The following is a 16,696-nucleotide window of genomic DNA, read 5'->3' on the forward strand; positions in this document are numbered from 1 at the left end:
ACAAATTATGAAAACCGCTTGGGTGTTTCCCGGACAAGGATCGCAGGCCATGGGAATGGGGGTTGACTTAGCCGCCATTCCTCAAGCTGCGGAGAGATTTCAACAGGCTGAGGCAATTTTAGGCTGGTCAGTGTTGCAAACCTGCGAAACCGGGGAAAATCTCTCAGAGACTCGCTACACTCAACCCTGTCTCTATACTGTCGAATGTGCCTTAGTGGATCTGTTGCGCGATCGCGGCGTCACCCAACCGGATCTCGTGGCGGGCCATAGTTTAGGGGAATATGTCGCCCTCTATGCCGCAGGAGTCTTGGACTTTGAAACCGGTCTAAAACTGGTGAAACGTCGCGGCGAACTGATGAGTCAAGCCAACGAAGGACAGATGACGGCTTTAATGAAGTTCGATCGCCCCCAACTCGAAGCAGCCATCGCCGAGACAGAAGGCGTTGTCCTGGCCAATGATAACAGCCCCCTCCAGGTGGTAATTTCCGGTACTGAGACGGCGATCGCCCAAGTCTTATCCCAAGTCAAAGTCCGCCGCAGCGTGCCCCTAGATGTCTCCGGGGCCTTCCACTCCCCCCTCATGGAACCCGCCGCCGCCGAGTTCCAAACTCTCCTCGAACCCATCGACTTCAAAGAGGCAACAGTTCCTGTGCTCTCCAACATCGATCCAACCCCAGAAACCGCCGCCGCTGCCCTAAAAACTCGCTTACAGCAGCAAATGACCGGTTCCGTGCGTTGGCGAGAAATTGTTTTGAGTTTACCCGACTTAGGCATTGAACAGGTCCTAGAAGTCGGCCCCGGCAAAGTCTTATCAGGCTTAATCGGACGCACCGTCAAAGAGTTAAACTGTCTCAATGTAGGAACCGTCGCCGAGTTAGACACCCTCGCCGAAACACTGGCGTAATCCCAGATGTAATCCCAATTTTTCAACGTCCTACCACAGAGTCGCGCAACACACCCCTAACCCCTCCTAGGAGTGGGTTATCCCCATTCCCAGTTCCCCTCTCCCCCCTACTGCCTACCGCCTATTGCCTTCCCCCCTGTTCCCTGTTCCCTGTTCCCTGTTCCCTCATGATTCAAGACCGCGAACCCGGCTACAACTTAGCCTTATATCACCTCTTCAAATGGTCAGTGGTGAGTCCACTGTTCTATAGCTACTTCCGAGGACGGGTCTATGGTGTAGAAAACGTCCCCAAATCGGGGCCCCTGGTGGTCACCAGCAATCATGCTAGTTATTTTGACCCCCCCATGATTTCCTGTGCCGTGGAGCGTCCGGTGGCCTATATGGCTAAGGAAGAACTGTTTAAAAATCCCATCTTTGCTAAAGCGATTCGCCTCTATGGGGCCTATCCCGTCAAACGCAAAGCCGCCGATCGCAGTGCCATTCGTTCAGCCTTAGAGTATTTAGAGAACGGCTGGGCGACGGGGGTCTTTCTCTCAGGAACTCGTACCCGTGATGGTCGCATTCCCAACCCGAAACCCGGTGCAGCCTTGATTGCTTCTAAAGCCCAAGTTCCGATTTTACCGGTCTGTCTTTGGGGAACCGAAGCCATTTTTCAAGGATCGTCCAAGCCGCGATCGGTTCCTGTGACGATTCGCATCGGAGAACCCGTTAACCCCCCGCAATCGGGCGATCGCGAGGGGTTAGATGCTGTAACTCAACAATGTGCGGAGGTGATTGAGTCACTTCATAATCTGGGTCGTTAAGGTCAATGTCCTTAGTTCATTGGTTTCAGGAGTTGTTCCCGACGAACGCGGGCCTCTCCGTAGCTAGGAATCCAAGCTACCCAGTAGCCTTCAACGTCCTCGCATAGGAGCAGGGCCTCGTCGGCACTATACTCAGTTATGGGGTCTCGTAGCTGGACCCACTGATCGGCTTCGGGGGTGAATCCGACCACGGATGTCATGGTTTCTGGAGAAACGCCAATATTCATGGTGATAAAACTTAGTTTATGTATCAAGCAATACAGAAATTGTAGAGTGTTTCATGAGAAACATGCCCAGCTCCGTATTAAAACTTAATGGGAGAGGCAGGAGGCAGTAGGGGGGAGAAGGCAGTAGGCAGTAGGCAGTAGGCAGTAGGGGGGAGAAGGGAAGGAGAATTGGGGGTATGACCCCTGATGGCTCTGCCCCTGACTTGGTTGGCTATAAAGACGGGGTACTTTAGAATCGGGCAGAACCTACCAAACTCTCATCACTATGACTCAGCATATTGAAGTTCTCCCGGATAAGACCGCTCTGGTGGATCGCAGTGTGGCTCTAATTGTGGAGAAAATCCAGACGGCGATCGCCCAGCGGGGAATTTGTACCATCGCCCTCTCCGGCGGCAGTACCCCCAAACCCATCTACCGGGCGATCGCCGGCCATGATTTACCCTGGGACAAACTCCATATCTTCTGGGGCGATGAACGCTACGTGAGTCCAGACCATCCTGACAGCAATCAACTCATGGCTCGGCGGACTTGGCTAGACCAGATTCCCTTGCCGCCGGGTAACATCCATCCCATGCCCACCGGCAGCCAAGATCCCGCAACCGATGCCGACCTCTATGACCAGCAGTTACGGCAGTTTTTCAATCTAGAGTCTGACCAGTTTCCCTGTTTCGATATTATGCTGTTGGGTATGGGGGATGATGGCCATACCGCCTCTCTCTTCCCTCACACGGAGGCCTTAGAAATCTGCGATCGCCGGGTCACCGTTGGAAACAAAGACGGAGAACCCCGTATCACGCTCACAGTCCCCGTTCTCAACCTCTCCCGTACCATTCTCTTCGCCATCGCCGGAGAGAATAAACAGGCGGCCCTGGCCCAGGTGTTGGGCCCCGAGGGAGACGAGCAAACCTACCCCTCCCGACTGATTCAGCCAGTGGAGGGCGACATTTACTGGCTACTCGATGCCGGGGCGGGAGCCAATGTAACGGCCATCTCTAGTTAGGGTGAGTCCGGTTAAGGTGAGTCCGGTTAAGGTGAGTCGGTAACTAATCGCGACAGCCCAACCCCCCCTCCTGTGCGTTTGTCCTCCTGAGCGTCCTGAGCCTGATGATTGTTTGTCCCCATTGTAATCATGTCAACCCCACGGGAACCCTGGAGTGTCAATCCTGTCATACTCCTTTGTCGGCTGATGTCGTGACCTCCCCGTCGGTTGACTCAGCTACAGTCTTACAAGCCCCCGTGGCAAAATTGTTGCATCAGCAAAGTCAGACCCAGATTGCTTTGCCCCTTGAATTTGCCCGTTTTCGCTTGGGGAAAGCCAATCCTCGCGTTCCCCCTGATTTGGATTTAGCGGGCTTTGCCAACGCTCAAATCGTCTCCCGTGTTCATGCTGAAATTCAACAGGAGGGGCAAACATATTATGTTGAAGATATGGGCAGTTCCAACGGGACGTATATTAACCATACGCTCCTCCCCCAGGGAAACCGTCACCGACTCCAAGCCGGCGATCGCATCGCTCTCGGAAAAGGAGACTTAATGACGTTTATCTTTCAGTTGACCGAACTGGGAAGTGATTAAAACGGGGATTACCTCCCCCCTGGTATGAGTTTTCGAGTCTGTTGTCCTGGTTGCCTCTCTACCTCACCGTTTTTCTGTCGCGTGATTACTCTAACTCTCCTCCACCCCCACCAGTCGATCCCGCTCAAACGCTGGACGTTTGAGGATGATACGGTTGTTCGTATTGGTCGTGCCCCAGATAACCATGTTGTGCTTTACAGTGCTGTCGTCTCTCGCTATCATCTGGAACTCCGTTGTGATGAGCAACGTCAGTGGTATCTCGTGAATCTCGGGACCAATGGAACCTATCTTGAGGATTCTCCCATTGAGGAAATCCCCGCCGCCGATGGCTCGATTGTCCGCTTGGCTCGGACGGGTCCCCAGATTCAACTCCATGTGAGTAAGCCGCCACCGGTGTCTCCAGCACAGAAGTTGCTCAAACACCTCCAAGACCGAGGAACCCCCGACGAAGATACCACAAGCGAGGACTCTCTGCCCCCAACCACACGGGTGGTACGGGAGTCATCCTCAGAAGTGTCCTCTGACTGAGTTCATCGCCGATAGTGGCGGATTACCCTGGGTACATTGTTTGGCTTGATGAGCTTCAGAATTTATGACCTTGTTATCTGGCTTTGTCTCTCGTTGCACCCTGATGGTTGTGTTAACAACGGGGGTCATTCTCTCCCCAGGGGGAAGGGTGCTATCCCATCCCGGTTCCATCCCCTCTCAACTGCGTTTGGCCCAAAATGAGTCAACCCCTGAGTTGGCTGAGGCGATTCTCGGACAATGGTTCTCTCCCTCGGCCCTCGGCGGGGAACCTCTAACGTTTATTTTCACCGAGGTGGGGGTTCTCCACTTCATTGTCACCCTGCCTAGAGGACGCACCGTCTCCCAAGAATTTGGCTATGAGGTTGGGGCCGGTTCTCCCAATGCCATTGATTTGATTCTTCCCAACGGCGATCGCGTGGCCACCATTGCCGAGATGACTGACTCGGGGACGTTGCAGTTTCAGATTGAGGGGACTGAACCCGGTTCACCCCGGCCAGATGCCTTTGATGAGAACGTGGCTGAGTTTGAACGAGTCTCGACGTCCACTAAACTCCCGGCCCGTCTTGTGGAAGCCAACGCCTTGGATGTTTTGATTGATATCAGCCGGGCCCAACGCACTCATTATCTGGAGTTCCGGGAGTTTGCTGATTCCATGGAACCTCTCAATGCTCAGCCGGTTCCCCTGGAGACGGATGACTATCGTATTGAGATTAATCGGGCCGATGGCAGCGGTAACCAGGTTCGCATCACGACCACGGCGAAACGGGAGGATTTACGGAGTTTTACCAGTGGGGTGTTTATGGTTCCCAATGAACGGGGTTTGGAGGTGTCTCTGGTGGGAATCTGTCGCAGCGATGAGCCGGATCTGACGGCCCCGGCCATGCCAACTCCCCCAGAAACGGCTGAGGGGACGGTGACTTGCGCTCCGGGGTCTCATTTAATGGAACGCTAGTTTTGATGATTGCCTTGCGTTGTGGGAGTTTGCGTCATTAAGGCGAGGGGAGTCGCTCACCACGAATCGCGTAATCCAACAGTTGCATGGGGTGATAGAGCGGAGTCTGTCGCCCCTGGAGTTGTAGATGTTTTTGGATTTGCAGGGAACAGCCGGGGTTGGCGGAGACGATAATGTCGGCCCCTGTTTGGCTGAGGTTTTCTACTTTGAGTTGCCCGAGTTCATCGGCCACCTGTGGTTGCAGCATATTGTAAACGCCGGCACTGCCACAACAGAGGGCGGCATCCTGGGATTCGCGTAGGGAGACGTGGGGGATTTGCCGCAACAGTTGCCGAGGTTGGGCACTAATTTTTTGCCCGTGAATTAGATGACAGGCATCTTGATAGGCGATCGCCAACTCACCATCGCGGAGAGGATGCAGGGGAGTGGTAACGCCCACATCGATTAAAAACTCATTCACATCCCGAACGCGACTGGCAAATTCTCGGGCTTTGTCCCGATAGTTGGGGTCATCTTGTAGGATATGTCCATACTCTTTGAGGGTATGACCACAGCCGGCGGCATTAATCACGATGTAGTCAATATCGCTGCCCTCGAAGCTATCAATCATCTGACGGGCGATCGCCTGGGCCTGAGATTCCTGTCCCTGGTGAGCGGGTAATGCCCCACAGCAGCCCTGAGTTTTGGGAATCACGAGTTCGCAGCCGTTCGCCGTCAAAACTCGCGCGGTAGCGGCATTCACCGGGTCAAAAAAGAGCCGCTGCACACAACCGAGAATCATGCCAACGCGGTAGCGTTTTTGCCCCTGAGCGGGAATGAGCGTGGGAAAATCACGTTGGAGGGATTTGTGATCAATCTCTGGGAGAATCGCCTCCATCGCTCCTAAGCGGGGAAACACTCGGTTTAACAGGCCGGTGGAACGAACCACCTGACGCAAACCGGATTTTTGATATACCAGGAGTGGGTAGAGAAGGGGCCGCAGGCGATTGGGATAGGGAAAGAGATTGAAAATCAGGGAACGCAGTAGGCGATCGCCCAAGGAACGGGGCACATTTCGCTCCACCTGAGGCCGAGTGGCGGCAATCAGTTTGTCATACTCAACGCCCGAGGGACAGGTGGTGACACAGGCCAGACAGCCTAGGCAGGAATCAAAATGTTGACTGGTGGCAGGTTGTAAGTCCGCTTCCCCTTTATTAATGGCATCCATCATGTAGATTCGTCCTCGGGGGGAGTCCATCTCTTTGCCGATGACGCGATAACTCGGACAGGTGGACAGACAAAAGCCACAGTGAACGCAGGTATCAATTAAGTCCTGTTGGGGGGGATGTTTGCTGTCAAATCCCGTTTCGTTGGCGGTGAGTTCCCCAATGTGGGGATTTTGTCCGAGGAAGTTGCTTTCTTTGGCGGGGATGGAGGTCATAGGGAAGAAGGCAAGAGGCAAGAGGCAAGAGGCAAGAGGCAAGAGGCAAGAGGCAAGAGGCAAAAGGCAGTAGGCAGTAGTGGGGAAGGGACAAAAGGGGGCAAACCTGGAGGCTTGCCCGGTTGGAGGTTAGGGGGTTTCGCTGGATTTTGGACTGTCGGAGGAGTCGAAGGGATCTGGGATTGAACTGGTGTCGGGTTCGGGTTCAGGTTCCGGGGAGGTGGCCTCGGGTTCGGGTTCGGGTTCAGGTTCCGGGGAGATGGCCTCAGGTTCGGGTTCGGGTTCGGGTTCAGGTTCCGGGGAGGTGGCCTCGGGTTCGGGTTCGGGTTCGTCTTCGTCGGGGTCGGTATCGGTGACGGTTTCGGCGTTTACTGTGGCTACGGGAGCGATCGCCGGAATGGGTTTGGGATCGCCTTGAATCCCCAGTTGTTGCTTGGCTTGGCTAATGACATAGCGACTGCCGGAAGACCCCACATCGACGAGGGATTTACTCAAATCTGCAAAGCGGTTTTCACTGTGTTGATTTTCTTGGTTTTGATACCAGACTTTTGTATTATAAGTAATTTGTCGAACATATTGTCCGGCCCAGAAAAAGATGAGAAACACCAAACAAAATATCATCCAGAGCAGGGTGAGAATTTCCTTTAATAGCTTCCCTGTCAGGGATAATGCCTTGGAATAGGTGTCTCGGGTCTCAGGAGTAAACAGGAGTTCGCTCACTAGAGAAAGTTGCTGTTTGAGTCGATTCATGAGTTGTTATCAAAAAAAATGGTTCTGGGAAGTTGACATTATAATATATCGGCTTTTTGACGCTTCTCCGCGATGGTTTTCGGGGATTAAAGCAGAAAGCGACCTGGACTCAGGCGAGTTTGAGGGTCAAACTGCTGTTTAATGCGTGCCATGGCGATTTTGGCATTGCCGAGATCTCCCCAAGGGTTGATTTGACCTTTGAGGGCTTGAGGGGCTTCTAAAATTGTGAGAAAGCCGCCGTTGGCCTGGCAATGGCGACGCAGTTGCCCCAGAATGCTGCTGGTGGCTTGATGACGGGGGAGGGTGAGATGTCCCAGGCCACTCCCAGCATAGAAACGGGCGATCGCCCTCTCGTTGCCAGGTTGCACCTGAAGCTGGGCCAAAATCTCCTCAAGACGGTCTAAGGTAGAGATCATGGCTGTTGGACGAACTCCCCATTTGAGCAATACCCGTTCCTGGGGGGTTCCCTGTTCTAGGGCCTGCTGCGATCGCCCCCAAAATTCCTGTTCCTCCTCAGCCTCAAATGAGGTAACCCCTAACCCGAGTCGTTGGGCCAACTCCCGCAGGCGATCGCTTTGTTGTTCCACACTTGGGCCAACATTCTGCACCCGAATCCCTAAGCCTAACTCCCCTTCAAGTTGTAGCCGATGCAGCAGGCCCAGGGAGAGCAAATCTAGGGCAGTGGGAACCACCGACGATCGCCGAATCGCCATCACGGCTTCCCCAATCCCTGAGGCCTCTCCCGTCATGACGAGGGTTTGTGAGGCTTCGGGAAGGGGGTAGAGACGGAAGGTTAACTGCGTGATCACCCCCAGGGTTCCATAGGAGGCAGTGAGGAGTTTCATTAAGTCATAGCCAGCCACATTTTTCACCACCCGTCCCCCGGCCTTAACCAGTTGTCCATCATGGCGAACAAAGGAGATCCCAATGAGGCGATCGCGAATGCTGTGATATCGCTGTCGCCAACTTCCCATATCTCCTGTGGCCACGATGCCGCCAATCGTGGCATCATCGGCATAGGTGGGGTCGATCGCCAAGAACTGCTGAGATTTCGCTAAAATTTCCTCAACGGCCCTCAATTTCGCCCCGGCTTCGACTGTCACCGTTAAATCCCCAACGGCGTGTTCCACAAGGCGATCGAGGTGACGGGTGGACATCACCCAGGGAGCGTTGTTCACGACTCCCCCCCAATGGAGTTTGGAACCCGATCCCATGGGAATTACCGCAATTCCCCAATCATGGGCGATCCGCATCGCCTCAGCCAAGGCCTCAACCGTCTGGGGATACAAGATGGCTTCGGGAGTCTCCCCGGTTGTGGCCGCCTTGAGGTGATGGCGTTCCGCCTCCGTTAAGTCTCCCCATTGGACAATTGTTCCTCCCGGCCACTGATCTGCAAGTTCTGCAACCTGTCCACCCATAATTTCCCTTTGTCCTAACCGACGTTGCACCGTTAATACCGTGTCTCTTACTAGAATATGGTACAAATCGACCACGTTCATTTCTACGTCGACCAGGCCCGAGTTTGGCGTGACTGGTTTGTTCATATCTTCGGGTTTCAGTCTCAGCCTGCACTGATCACCCCAGACTCTCAACTTGAGATCCTCAACACCGACCATCTCAAGCTCTGTCTGTCGGCTCCTGGCCGCCCCAATAGCCCCGTCGCCCAGTTTTTGCAAAAACACCCTCCGGGGGTGGCTGACATCGCTCTCAGGGTGCAAAATCTGGCGGAGATTTGCGCTCATCCTAAGGTGAGGGTCTTAATCCCGCCGCATCGTTCCTCGCAGGGAGAACTCACCGCCCAAATCGCCGCCTGGGGGTCTTTGCGACATACCCTAATTGAGAAACTTGAACTTGAGAAACTTGAGGGGCCATCTGAAGAACCGGTGAGGAAATCGGGAACTGGCGGCCCTGTGGGGGCGATCGATCATAGTGTTCTCAACGTGCCCTCAGGAAAACTGCAAGCGGCGGTAGAGTGGTATTGCGATGTCTTGGGCTTTGCCCCACAACAGCAATTTACCATTGCCACCGCGCGATCGTCGCTCCATTCCCAAGTCTTGGTTCACCCCGACAGCGGTGTTCAACTTCCCGTTAATGAACCCACCTCTCCCAACTCACAAATTCAGGAATTTCTGGATCACAATCGCGGGGCCGGGATTCAGCATATCGCCCTGAATACCCCAAATATTCTGCATTGGGTTCCCCGACTCCGACAGTTGGGGCTATCCTTTCTTAAGGTTCCTGGAACCTATTATGAGGGCCTGCGTCAGAAAACGGGGTTTTGTCTGAGGGAATCGGAATGGCGGCAACTGGTTGAGGCAGAAATTCTCGTAGATTGGAATGATGCCACCTATCCCGCCTTACTCCTGCAAACCTTCACTGAACCCATTTTTCAGCAACCTACCTTTTTCTTTGAACTCATCGAACGCCGTTCGGTTCAAGTTCAGGGACAGTCTATCACCGCCCAAGGCTTTGGGGAAGGGAACTTTCAAGCCCTCTTTGAAGCCGTCGAACAACAACAACTACAACGAAAGGGCGATCATTAATCATAATGATTCCCGATTCCCTGATTGGTGCGTTCCGGCACGCACCCCACCCCACCCCGACTGCCTACTGCCTACTGCCCCCTATTCCCTGTTCCCTGTTCCCTGTTCCCTTCTTTTGCCTCTTGCCTTTTGCCCCCATGTCTTCTCCTCTAGTTAGTCTCATTACCCCCTGCTACAACGATAAACGCTATATTCGTCAGGCCTTGGAGTCGGTTCAACAGTCCAAGTATGCCAACATTGAACATTTTGTTATCGATGATGGCTCAACCGATGGGACGGCTGACTATTTGGAGGAGTTGCGATCGCAGTTTTCCTTTTATCTTGTCAAGTCCGCCAAGCATGTCGGAGTTGCAGCCGCGCGGAATTTAGCCATTTCTCTATCAAAAGGCAAGTATATTTTACCGCTTGATTCTGATAATTATTTTGACCCAGGTTATATTGAAACTTTAGTCAATCAAGCAGAACAACTGCCAGAAAAATATTGCCCATTATATCCAACAATGGTGTTGTTTGGAGATGCCAGCAATACAATTCCAGCTCAACCCTGGTCTGTGGATAAGCTTTTCAAATCTCCATTTATTCATGTTAATTCCTTATTCACTCGCAAAGCGTTTGATGCGGCGGGAGGCTTTGACCCCAATCTAGGGTTATTTGAGGATTATGACCTGTTTATTGCCATGGCCTTAAAGGGATTTGTGGGATATCCTATGCCGGGCGTAAAGCTACATTATCGGATTCGGAAAGATGGACTGGTTGACCATTTTAATCAACGGGGTGGGGAGACGCAAACCCAGCGATGTCGCCGCTATATTTTTCGCAAGCGTCAGGCACAGTTAGAACGCCTCAAACTTGACAGCCATCCTCAAGTATCGATTCACTTACAGGGAATTAGCCGCAAACTTGTCCATGAAAGTCTGAGTACTCGCCTCTTACATCTGATTCCCCCCGATGCGAACCAGGTGGTGGAGATTGGCTGTCAGACAGGTGAGATGGGGGAGGCGTATAAACGAATTAACCCTCATGGAACCTATATTGGCATCGATGAGCAGCTAGAACAACTTAATAGCGCCAAATCTCGCCTTGATCAGGTGTTTCAGACGCCATTATCTCAGATTGCGAATTTGGCGATCGCCCCAGGTTCTATCGATTGTGTGGTCATTTCTAGAAACTTAGCTCAATTGGCGGAACCGGTTAAACTGTTGCAAACCATTCGCCTTTGGCTAAAACACCATGGACAGGTAATTTGTGCAGTTCCCAACCCTCACTATTGGCGGGCAATTTTAGGGTTACTGCAAGGCAAGCATCAGGATACATTAGATGTCGATGATGTGCAAAAAATCTTTACTGCTGCCAATTTGCAATTGTTTGAGATGGAGCGTTATGGGGATGTTACCGAGGAATCTAAAGCTTTTCAGGAGAAACTAAAACCTGTTTTAGATGCCTATCAAATTCCTTTGCCGAATTATGAAAAACGCAATCAAACAGAAGCCTATTTAGTGCGAGCTTGGAAAGGGGAGCAACTGCTGAAACGACTGTTTGTGCAGACGGTGATGATTTCTACCATGGCATCGGATCAGGTGCGGGTGTATCAACCCGATCGCTGTATTCGCACCATCCCAGGGGTTCGCACCGATGCCCAACTCTATAATGTGCGCCTGAATGCGGCGTTGTCGGGAGAAGAAAAGGTCTTTATTTGGCAGCGATCGCGCCTGACAAAAGCCGATGCAGTGAGTAAACAACGGCAATTAATTGAAGCGGGATATCTGATTGTCGTCGAGATGGATGATGATCCACGCTTTTGGCCCGAACATATCAAAGAAGATTTCATCACCTATCGCAGTTGTCACTGCATCCAAACCTCCACCGAACCCCTGGCGGAGTTTTTGCGTCAGTTCAACCCCTATGTCAAGGTGTTCCCCAATCAACTCCCGGAACTTCCCCCGGCGCGAGAGTATCGCCAGGATGGCCGCATGACGGTATTTTTTGGCGCCTTGAACCGAGAACGGGATTGGCAGCCGTTGGTTGATAGAATTAATCGAGTTCTTGAACCCTTGGGCGATCGCGTGCAAGTGCAGGTGGTTCACGACCAAAAGTTCTTTCAGGCCTTGGAGACTCCCCATAAGCAGTTTGAACCCACCTGTTCCTATCGCCGCTATCATGAATTGCTACGCGAGGCGGATTTGGCCCTGCTTCCCCTGAACTACACCGAGTTCAACTCCATGAAATCGGATCTTAAGTTTATCGAATGTGCGGGACAGGGGGTGACGGTGTTGGCCAGTCCGACGGTTTACGCCGCGTCGGTGCAGGAGGGACAAACTGGGGTAATATACGAAACCCTGGATCAGTTTGAAGAGAAGTTTCGCCGTCTGGTGACAGATACCTCCTGGCGGCGACAACTGGCCCAAAACGCCTATAACTGGGTTCGTGATCAGCGGCTATTATCGCTCCATTATCGAGAGCGAGTCGCCTGGTATTGGCAGATGCGATCGCGCCTCCCGGAACTGAACGAGGCCTTACGTCAACGGGTTCCTGACATTTTCCGCTAATGGCCCCCTCACCCCTCCCTTAACCGTGTACTTGAAGTCCCTGAATCTGCAAGCCTTCCGCAACTATACGGCGCAAACGGTGAACTTTACAGCGCCAAAAACGATTCTGGTGGGGAATAACGCTCAGGGAAAGTCGAATCTCTTGGAAAGTGTGGCCCTGCTGTCGACTCTGAAAAGCCAACGGGCCACCAGCGATCGCGAGTTGGTGCAAAACGACGCGGCTATGGGGCAAATTCGCGGTGGCCTCGAACGCATCACTGGGGAGATTGACTTAGAAATTCGGCTGCGGCGATCGGGCCGACGCACGGTGTTTGTCGATCGCCAAGCCTGTCGTCGTCAGGTGGATTTCCTGGGATTACTGAATGTCGTGGAGTTTTCCAGCCTGGATTTGGACTTAGTGCGCGGTTCCCCCGATGATCGCCGCCGCTGGCTGGATGGCCTGGTGATCCAACTCGAACCCCTCTACGCCCATTTGTTGAAGGACTATGGCCAGATTCTCCGTCATCGCAATGCCCTATTGAAACAGTATCGTGGCCGCTCCCAAGTTGGGGATGAGGCCATGCGTTCTGTCTTAGATTTCCAATTAGCGACGGCGGGGGCCCGCGTCATGCGACGACGTTGGCGAGCGATACAGCGAATTGCGCCTCTGGCCCAACTGTGGCATCGAGAGATTAGTGGCCAAACGGAGTGTTTATCCGTTGACTATGCTCCCCAGGTACAAGATATCCCCGATTTCAACGATGCCGAGGCGGTGCGTCAAGGATTTTTGCAGCAATTGCGCGATCGCCACCTCGCCGAACAGTACCAAGGAACCACCCTCACCGGCCCGCACCGAGACGAAGTGATGCTCTCAATCAATCAAACCCCGGCCCGACGCTATGGTTCCCAAGGCCAACAGCGGACTCTGGTGTTAGCCCTGAAACTCTCAGAATTACAACTAATTGAGGCGGTTGTCGGGGAACCGCCGGTGTTACTCCTCGATGATGTTTTAGCAGAGTTGGATCTGCAACGACAAAATCAACTCCTCGACACCATTGAGGATCGCTTCCAAACCCTCATCTCAACCACCCACCTGGGAGCCTTTGATGCTCAGTGGCTCAGGAGTTCTCAGGTGTTGCGGGTTTGTGGAGGGCAGATTGAAACCCCAGAGGCGGTTCAACCCTCCCTAGGTGCGTCATGAAGTCCCTAAGGGTCAGGTTTTCCTAAGCTTCTTAAATTTTTATGACGGAATTGACGCAGAATGCGTATAATCAGAAAAGGTTTTTTTGTATTCTGTAACGGTTTGCTACAAACCTTTAGCTCAGGGATACTATTAACCCCTAGAATGTCAAGAGTTATGAACGATGCCCCGGATACTCGTCATTGACGATGACCCCGCAATTTCCGAACTGGTTGCCATCAACCTAGAAATGGCCGGGTATGAAGTGAGCCAAGCTGAAGACGGTGTCAAAGCTCAGGCCTTGGCAATGCAATTAGTGCCTGATCTGATTGTTTTAGATTTGATGCTGCCGAAGGTCGATGGGTTTACCGTCTGTCAGCGGTTACGTCGTGACGATCGCACGGCCGATGTTCCCATTCTCATGCTCACTGCTTTGGGGCAAACCCAGGAGAAAGTTGAGGGGTTTAACGCGGGTGCTGATGACTACATGACGAAACCCTTTGAGATTGAGGAGATGTTGGCCCGAGTTCGGGCCCTGTTGCGACGCACTGATCGCATTCCTCAAGCGGCGAAACATACGGAAATCCTCAATTATGGTTCGTTGACGCTGGTTCCTGAGCGGTTTGAAGCGATTTGGTTCAATAAAACGGTCAAACTCACTCATCTGGAGTTTGAACTCCTCCATTGTCTGTTGCAACGTCACGGACAGACGGTCTCTCCGAGCGATATCCTCAAGGAAGTTTGGGGGTATGACCCTGACGATGATATCGAGACGATTCGGGTTCATATTCGCCATTTACGCACCAAATTGGAGCCAGACCCTCGCCATCCGAAGTATATTAAGACGGTCTATGGGGCTGGCTATTGTTTGGAGTTACCTGGAAATGAATATACCGGGGACGATTTGTCGGGCGTTTCCTCGGAATCGAAAGGTCAGTCAAAGGCCTCGTAGCAAGCAAGAGAGAGGACGCTGGCGATCGCCTCAGACTGGGGAGATAGGTTTTCGGCGACTAACTCTCCCCCAACCCAGGCTTCGGTTAACACCATTTGCTGACAATCGACAATGCCGAAGACTTCATCATTGCCAATGGTATAGCTGACGTTGGGACGACTCCAACAGCGATCGTTCGGGGGAAGATCGCCACATTGGAAGGCAATGCCGTTATAGTACACGTCCTCTCCTGTCGCTGCGATACCCATATAGTCTCCCCTGGGGGCGCGAGCTTGAGGGATGGGAGTGGGAACCGGAGTAGGAATGGGGGTAGCGGTGGGGGTTTGTGCCACCGGAACTGGGGTTTGTGTGGCGGGGGGTTGTGTGGCGGAAGCTTGTGCAGCGGGGGCTGGGGTAGCTGTTGACTCGGCGCGTACGATTAATAAGACGGTTTCGCGATCGCGGCATTCGGGGTTTCCTTGACAGGAAGCGGCTTGAATCGACTGGGGTTCGTAGAATAGACGCGCGGGTTGGCCGACTAAATCAGTATTTTCACAAATCTCGAACCCCGCGAGTTGCTTGCTAATGCTACCACTGGCCCCGAGTACTTCGACATAGCAGGCGCGATCGCCACTCTGTAAACTCTGAATCGTTCCTAACTCGACTTTGGCTTGTAATGGCGCTGGGGAGACGGTTGCACTGGGGTCTGTTACTGTTTCTGGACTGGGGGAGGAGGTGCTGTTTTCTCCGTCGGTTTGTGCTGTTTGAGGATTGCAGGCCGCCAGAGTTACACTGAGGGCGATCGCCGCCCAAACCAGATAAGGTTTAGCCATTGAGGATGATGCCTGAGAGGGCAAAGATGGGAATCCGACGATTATAGCCGAGTCAAGCGCGGCTGCTGGCAAAGCTGTTGACCCAACAGTCCAATGTAAGGAAAAAAAGTCCGGAAATTCATCCCTTTCACCTCTCGGACAACGCCTTGGAGGAGTTTGTTCATGATGACCTCGGCATGGGTAATGCTCCCAGACGAATTGGTTACCGTCTTCAACCTCAATACTTTTACAGTCAGACAGTCCTCAACAGCTTCTTCTACAAGGGGTCAGTTGGCAAAAATATGAGCAATTCCTGCAATTATTTGGCGATGAATTACCCAATTTGCGCCTAAAAATACCTAGAGGGTCAATTATAACTGGTGTCTCCGAGTCGCAATCATAAACTCATCAAGCGCAACCTGGCGCGACTCATCGAGGTATATCTCGAAGAAACGCGAATTCCTTTCTGGGGATTGGGGTCAACAACCTTTCGCTGAGAATCCAACAGCCGAGGGATTGAACCCGATGAGTGTTACTGTTTCCATGAGGAAAAACCCTATCCTGACCTGGCTCTAGAAACGAGGGATTGAACCCGATGAGTGTTACTGTTTCCATGAGGAAAAACCCTATCCTGACCTGGCTCTAGAAATTGTCATTACGTCAGGTGGAATTGATAGTCTGGCTATCTATGAAGGGTTAGGAGTTCCTGAAGTTTGGTATTGTCATTACGTCAGGTGGAATTGATAGTCTGGCTATCTATGAAGGGTTAGGAGTTCCTGAAGTTTGGTTTTGGCAACGGGGTCAATTAGAAATTTACGTCTTGAGCGAGTCTCGGTATCAGAACCGTGACAGAAGCGCCCAACTCCCTGATTTAACCGTCTCCCAATTGACCCAGCAGGTAACATCCTCGAATCCCCTAGAGGCAGTCTTAGCATTTCGCCAAGTTCTGCGGGGGAGAGATTCACGATGACGCCGTATACTCGCAAAACACATTGAGGCTAATCTTGAGAATATAGAGAACCACAATCGTTGAAATGGCCGGGTCAATGGGCAGGCCCGCTGCCGTCGTCAGAGAGACAATTAACCCAGTCAATAAGGGCGCACTGCCGGGATTCTTCGTATAAGTCTGAAATTGAGCCTGAAGCCCCTCATCGCCGCAGAGTTCTTCCCGCAACACCTTAATCAGGGTATCCCACAATTTGCGCCCTCGGCTGAACTCCGGCGGCCCCTGAGTTTGACTCCAGAGATCTTCGACGGTGGTTTCCACATTGCCATGATGGGTCTCTAAAGCAGACATGGCCCGTTGACCCGGTTCATAGTCCGCCAGTAGGCTGTGATAGGGTTGGCGATCGCGGACGGTGAGATAGACAGACATGGGCGTTCCAGACTCGCAAAGCATATCTCCAGTCTAATTCACAGACCCCAACGACTCCATAAACGCGGGATAGACAAAGGCAAAGTCCCTGACAGCGGGAATCCCCCCAATCCCAGCAGAACCGTAATTGTAGCCGTTTTCACGAAAATTCTTATAGAAGGTTTCATGATT

General features: G+C 52.6%; 17 protein-coding genes. 10 read left to right on the forward strand and 7 right to left on the reverse strand.

Annotated elements, in window-relative coordinates:
• Nucleotides 1-7 precede the first annotated feature (7 nt).
• Together fabD and L855_RS17065 are read left to right on the forward strand one after the other, a co-directional pair.
• Complete coding sequence (fabD, locus tag L855_RS17060; protein ID WP_159790031.1) at nucleotides 8-904, forward strand: ACP S-malonyltransferase; 897 nt, start codon at nucleotides 8-10, stop codon at nucleotides 902-904.
• A 167-nt stretch (nucleotides 905-1,071) separates the two neighbouring features.
• Nucleotides 1,072-1,707 carry a lysophospholipid acyltransferase family protein gene (locus L855_RS17065; protein WP_159790034.1) on the forward strand — a complete coding sequence of 212 codons (636 nt, stop codon included), beginning with the start codon at nucleotides 1,072-1,074 and terminating at the stop codon, nucleotides 1,705-1,707.
• Nucleotides 1,708-1,718: 11 nt separating this feature from the next.
• Here the strand turns inward: L855_RS17065 and L855_RS17070 are convergent, their stop codons facing one another.
• Entirely contained in the window at nucleotides 1,719-1,934 is a 216-nt protein-coding gene (locus L855_RS17070; RefSeq protein ID WP_159790036.1) for a hypothetical protein, read from the reverse strand.
• Nucleotides 1,935-2,199: 265 nt separating this feature from the next.
• On the opposite strand from L855_RS17070, the gene pgl reads away from it, so the two are divergent.
• From pgl to L855_RS17090, 4 genes are all read left to right on the forward strand, one after another.
• On the forward strand, nucleotides 2,200-2,934 hold the full coding sequence (gene pgl, locus L855_RS17075; RefSeq protein ID WP_159790038.1) for a 6-phosphogluconolactonase: 735 nt from the start codon (nucleotides 2,200-2,202) through the stop codon (nucleotides 2,932-2,934).
• A 104-nt stretch (nucleotides 2,935-3,038) separates the two neighbouring features.
• Nucleotides 3,039-3,509 (forward strand): double zinc ribbon and FHA domain-containing protein, encoded by a 471-nt coding sequence (locus L855_RS17080; RefSeq protein ID WP_159790040.1) that lies wholly within the window; start codon nucleotides 3,039-3,041, stop codon nucleotides 3,507-3,509.
• A gap of 81 nt (nucleotides 3,510-3,590) precedes the next feature.
• Complete coding sequence (locus L855_RS17085; protein WP_159790042.1) at nucleotides 3,591-4,037, forward strand: FHA domain-containing protein; 447 nt, start codon at nucleotides 3,591-3,593, stop codon at nucleotides 4,035-4,037.
• A gap of 64 nt (nucleotides 4,038-4,101) precedes the next feature.
• On the forward strand, nucleotides 4,102-4,989 hold the full coding sequence (locus tag L855_RS17090) for a type IV pilin-like G/H family protein (protein WP_159790044.1): 888 nt from the start codon (nucleotides 4,102-4,104) through the stop codon (nucleotides 4,987-4,989).
• Nucleotides 4,990-5,026: 37 nt separating this feature from the next.
• Here L855_RS17090 and L855_RS17095 read toward each other — a convergent pair whose 3' ends face one another.
• The 3 genes from L855_RS17095 to L855_RS17105 all read right to left on the reverse strand — a co-directional run bounded on the left by L855_RS17095 (nucleotide 5,027) and on the right by L855_RS17105 (nucleotide 8,607).
• Nucleotides 5,027-6,409 (reverse strand): (Fe-S)-binding protein, encoded by a 1,383-nt coding sequence (locus L855_RS17095; RefSeq protein WP_159790046.1) that lies wholly within the window; start codon nucleotides 6,407-6,409, stop codon nucleotides 5,027-5,029.
• Between the two features lie 129 nt (nucleotides 6,410-6,538).
• The gene (locus L855_RS21220) at nucleotides 6,539-7,159 is read right to left on the reverse strand and encodes a hypothetical protein (protein WP_192925044.1); all 621 of its coding nucleotides are present in this window, start codon (nucleotides 7,157-7,159) and stop codon (nucleotides 6,539-6,541) included.
• An 86-nt stretch (nucleotides 7,160-7,245) separates the two neighbouring features.
• On the reverse strand, nucleotides 7,246-8,607 hold the full coding sequence (locus tag L855_RS17105; RefSeq protein WP_159790048.1) for an FAD-binding oxidoreductase: 1,362 nt from the start codon (nucleotides 8,605-8,607) through the stop codon (nucleotides 7,246-7,248).
• A 27-nt stretch (nucleotides 8,608-8,634) separates the two neighbouring features.
• Between L855_RS17105 and hppD the strand changes: the two genes are divergently transcribed.
• The 4 genes from hppD (at nucleotide 8,635) to L855_RS17125 (ending at nucleotide 14,359) form a co-directional block, all read left to right on the forward strand.
• The gene (hppD, locus tag L855_RS17110) at nucleotides 8,635-9,702 is read left to right on the forward strand and encodes a 4-hydroxyphenylpyruvate dioxygenase (RefSeq protein ID WP_159790050.1); all 1,068 of its coding nucleotides are present in this window, start codon (nucleotides 8,635-8,637) and stop codon (nucleotides 9,700-9,702) included.
• A 137-nt stretch (nucleotides 9,703-9,839) separates the two neighbouring features.
• Complete coding sequence (locus tag L855_RS17115; protein ID WP_159790052.1) at nucleotides 9,840-12,248, forward strand: glycosyltransferase; 2,409 nt, start codon at nucleotides 9,840-9,842, stop codon at nucleotides 12,246-12,248.
• 25 nt (nucleotides 12,249-12,273) lie between these two features.
• On the forward strand, nucleotides 12,274-13,428 hold the full coding sequence (gene recF, locus L855_RS17120; protein WP_159790054.1) for a DNA replication/repair protein RecF: 1,155 nt from the start codon (nucleotides 12,274-12,276) through the stop codon (nucleotides 13,426-13,428).
• Nucleotides 13,429-13,591: 163 nt separating this feature from the next.
• Nucleotides 13,592-14,359: a response regulator transcription factor gene (locus tag L855_RS17125; RefSeq protein WP_159790056.1), complete on the forward strand. Its 768-nt coding sequence runs from the start codon at nucleotides 13,592-13,594 to the stop codon at nucleotides 14,357-14,359.
• Here the strand turns inward: L855_RS17125 and L855_RS17130 are convergent.
• The 3 genes from L855_RS17130 to L855_RS17145 form a co-directional block, all read right to left on the reverse strand.
• Nucleotides 14,341-15,171: a hypothetical protein gene (locus L855_RS17130; RefSeq protein ID WP_159790058.1), complete on the reverse strand. Its 831-nt coding sequence runs from the start codon at nucleotides 15,169-15,171 to the stop codon at nucleotides 14,341-14,343. The two genes, L855_RS17125 and L855_RS17130, sit on opposite strands and share 19 nt — an antisense overlap.
• A gap of 41 nt (nucleotides 15,172-15,212) precedes the next feature.
• Nucleotides 15,213-15,335 carry a hypothetical protein gene (locus L855_RS22300; RefSeq protein WP_281349522.1) on the reverse strand — a complete coding sequence of 41 codons (123 nt, stop codon included), beginning with the start codon at nucleotides 15,333-15,335 and terminating at the stop codon, nucleotides 15,213-15,215.
• Between the two features lie 776 nt (nucleotides 15,336-16,111).
• Nucleotides 16,112-16,525 carry a hypothetical protein gene (locus tag L855_RS17145; RefSeq protein ID WP_159790060.1) on the reverse strand — a complete coding sequence of 138 codons (414 nt, stop codon included), beginning with the start codon at nucleotides 16,523-16,525 and terminating at the stop codon, nucleotides 16,112-16,114.
• Nucleotides 16,526-16,696 lie beyond the last annotated feature (171 nt).

Origin of the sequence: Sodalinema gerasimenkoae IPPAS B-353 (assembly GCF_009846485.1) — a bacterium.
In the GTDB taxonomy this organism is placed as follows: domain Bacteria; phylum Cyanobacteriota; class Cyanobacteriia; order Cyanobacteriales; family Geitlerinemataceae; genus Sodalinema; species Sodalinema gerasimenkoae.

Bases quoted from the DNA above. Each gene is read 5' to 3' on its own strand.
- fabD (WP_159790031.1), top strand. From the start codon at position 8: ATGAAAACCGCTTGGGTGTTTCCCGGACAAGGATCGCAGGCCATGGGA.
- L855_RS17065 (WP_159790034.1), top strand. From the start codon at position 1,072: ATGATTCAAGACCGCGAACCCGGCTACAACTTAGCCTTATATCACCTC.
- L855_RS17070 (WP_159790036.1), bottom strand. From the start codon at position 1,934: ATGAATATTGGCGTTTCTCCAGAAACCATGACATCCGTGGTCGGATTC.
- pgl (WP_159790038.1), top strand. From the start codon at position 2,200: ATGACTCAGCATATTGAAGTTCTCCCGGATAAGACCGCTCTGGTGGAT.
- L855_RS17080 (WP_159790040.1), top strand. From the start codon at position 3,039: ATGATTGTTTGTCCCCATTGTAATCATGTCAACCCCACGGGAACCCTG.
- L855_RS17090 (WP_159790044.1), top strand. From the start codon at position 4,102: ATGACCTTGTTATCTGGCTTTGTCTCTCGTTGCACCCTGATGGTTGTG.
- L855_RS17095 (WP_159790046.1), bottom strand. From the start codon at position 6,409: ATGACCTCCATCCCCGCCAAAGAAAGCAACTTCCTCGGACAAAATCCC.
- L855_RS21220 (WP_192925044.1), bottom strand. From the start codon at position 7,159: ATGAATCGACTCAAACAGCAACTTTCTCTAGTGAGCGAACTCCTGTTT.
- hppD (WP_159790050.1), top strand. From the start codon at position 8,635: ATGGTACAAATCGACCACGTTCATTTCTACGTCGACCAGGCCCGAGTT.
- L855_RS17115 (WP_159790052.1), top strand. From the start codon at position 9,840: ATGTCTTCTCCTCTAGTTAGTCTCATTACCCCCTGCTACAACGATAAA.
- L855_RS17125 (WP_159790056.1), top strand. From the start codon at position 13,592: ATGCCCCGGATACTCGTCATTGACGATGACCCCGCAATTTCCGAACTG.
- L855_RS17130 (WP_159790058.1), bottom strand. From the start codon at position 15,171: ATGGCTAAACCTTATCTGGTTTGGGCGGCGATCGCCCTCAGTGTAACT.
- L855_RS22300 (WP_281349522.1), bottom strand. From the start codon at position 15,335: ATGAACAAACTCCTCCAAGGCGTTGTCCGAGAGGTGAAAGGGATGAAT.
- L855_RS17145 (WP_159790060.1), bottom strand. From the start codon at position 16,525: ATGTCTGTCTATCTCACCGTCCGCGATCGCCAACCCTATCACAGCCTA.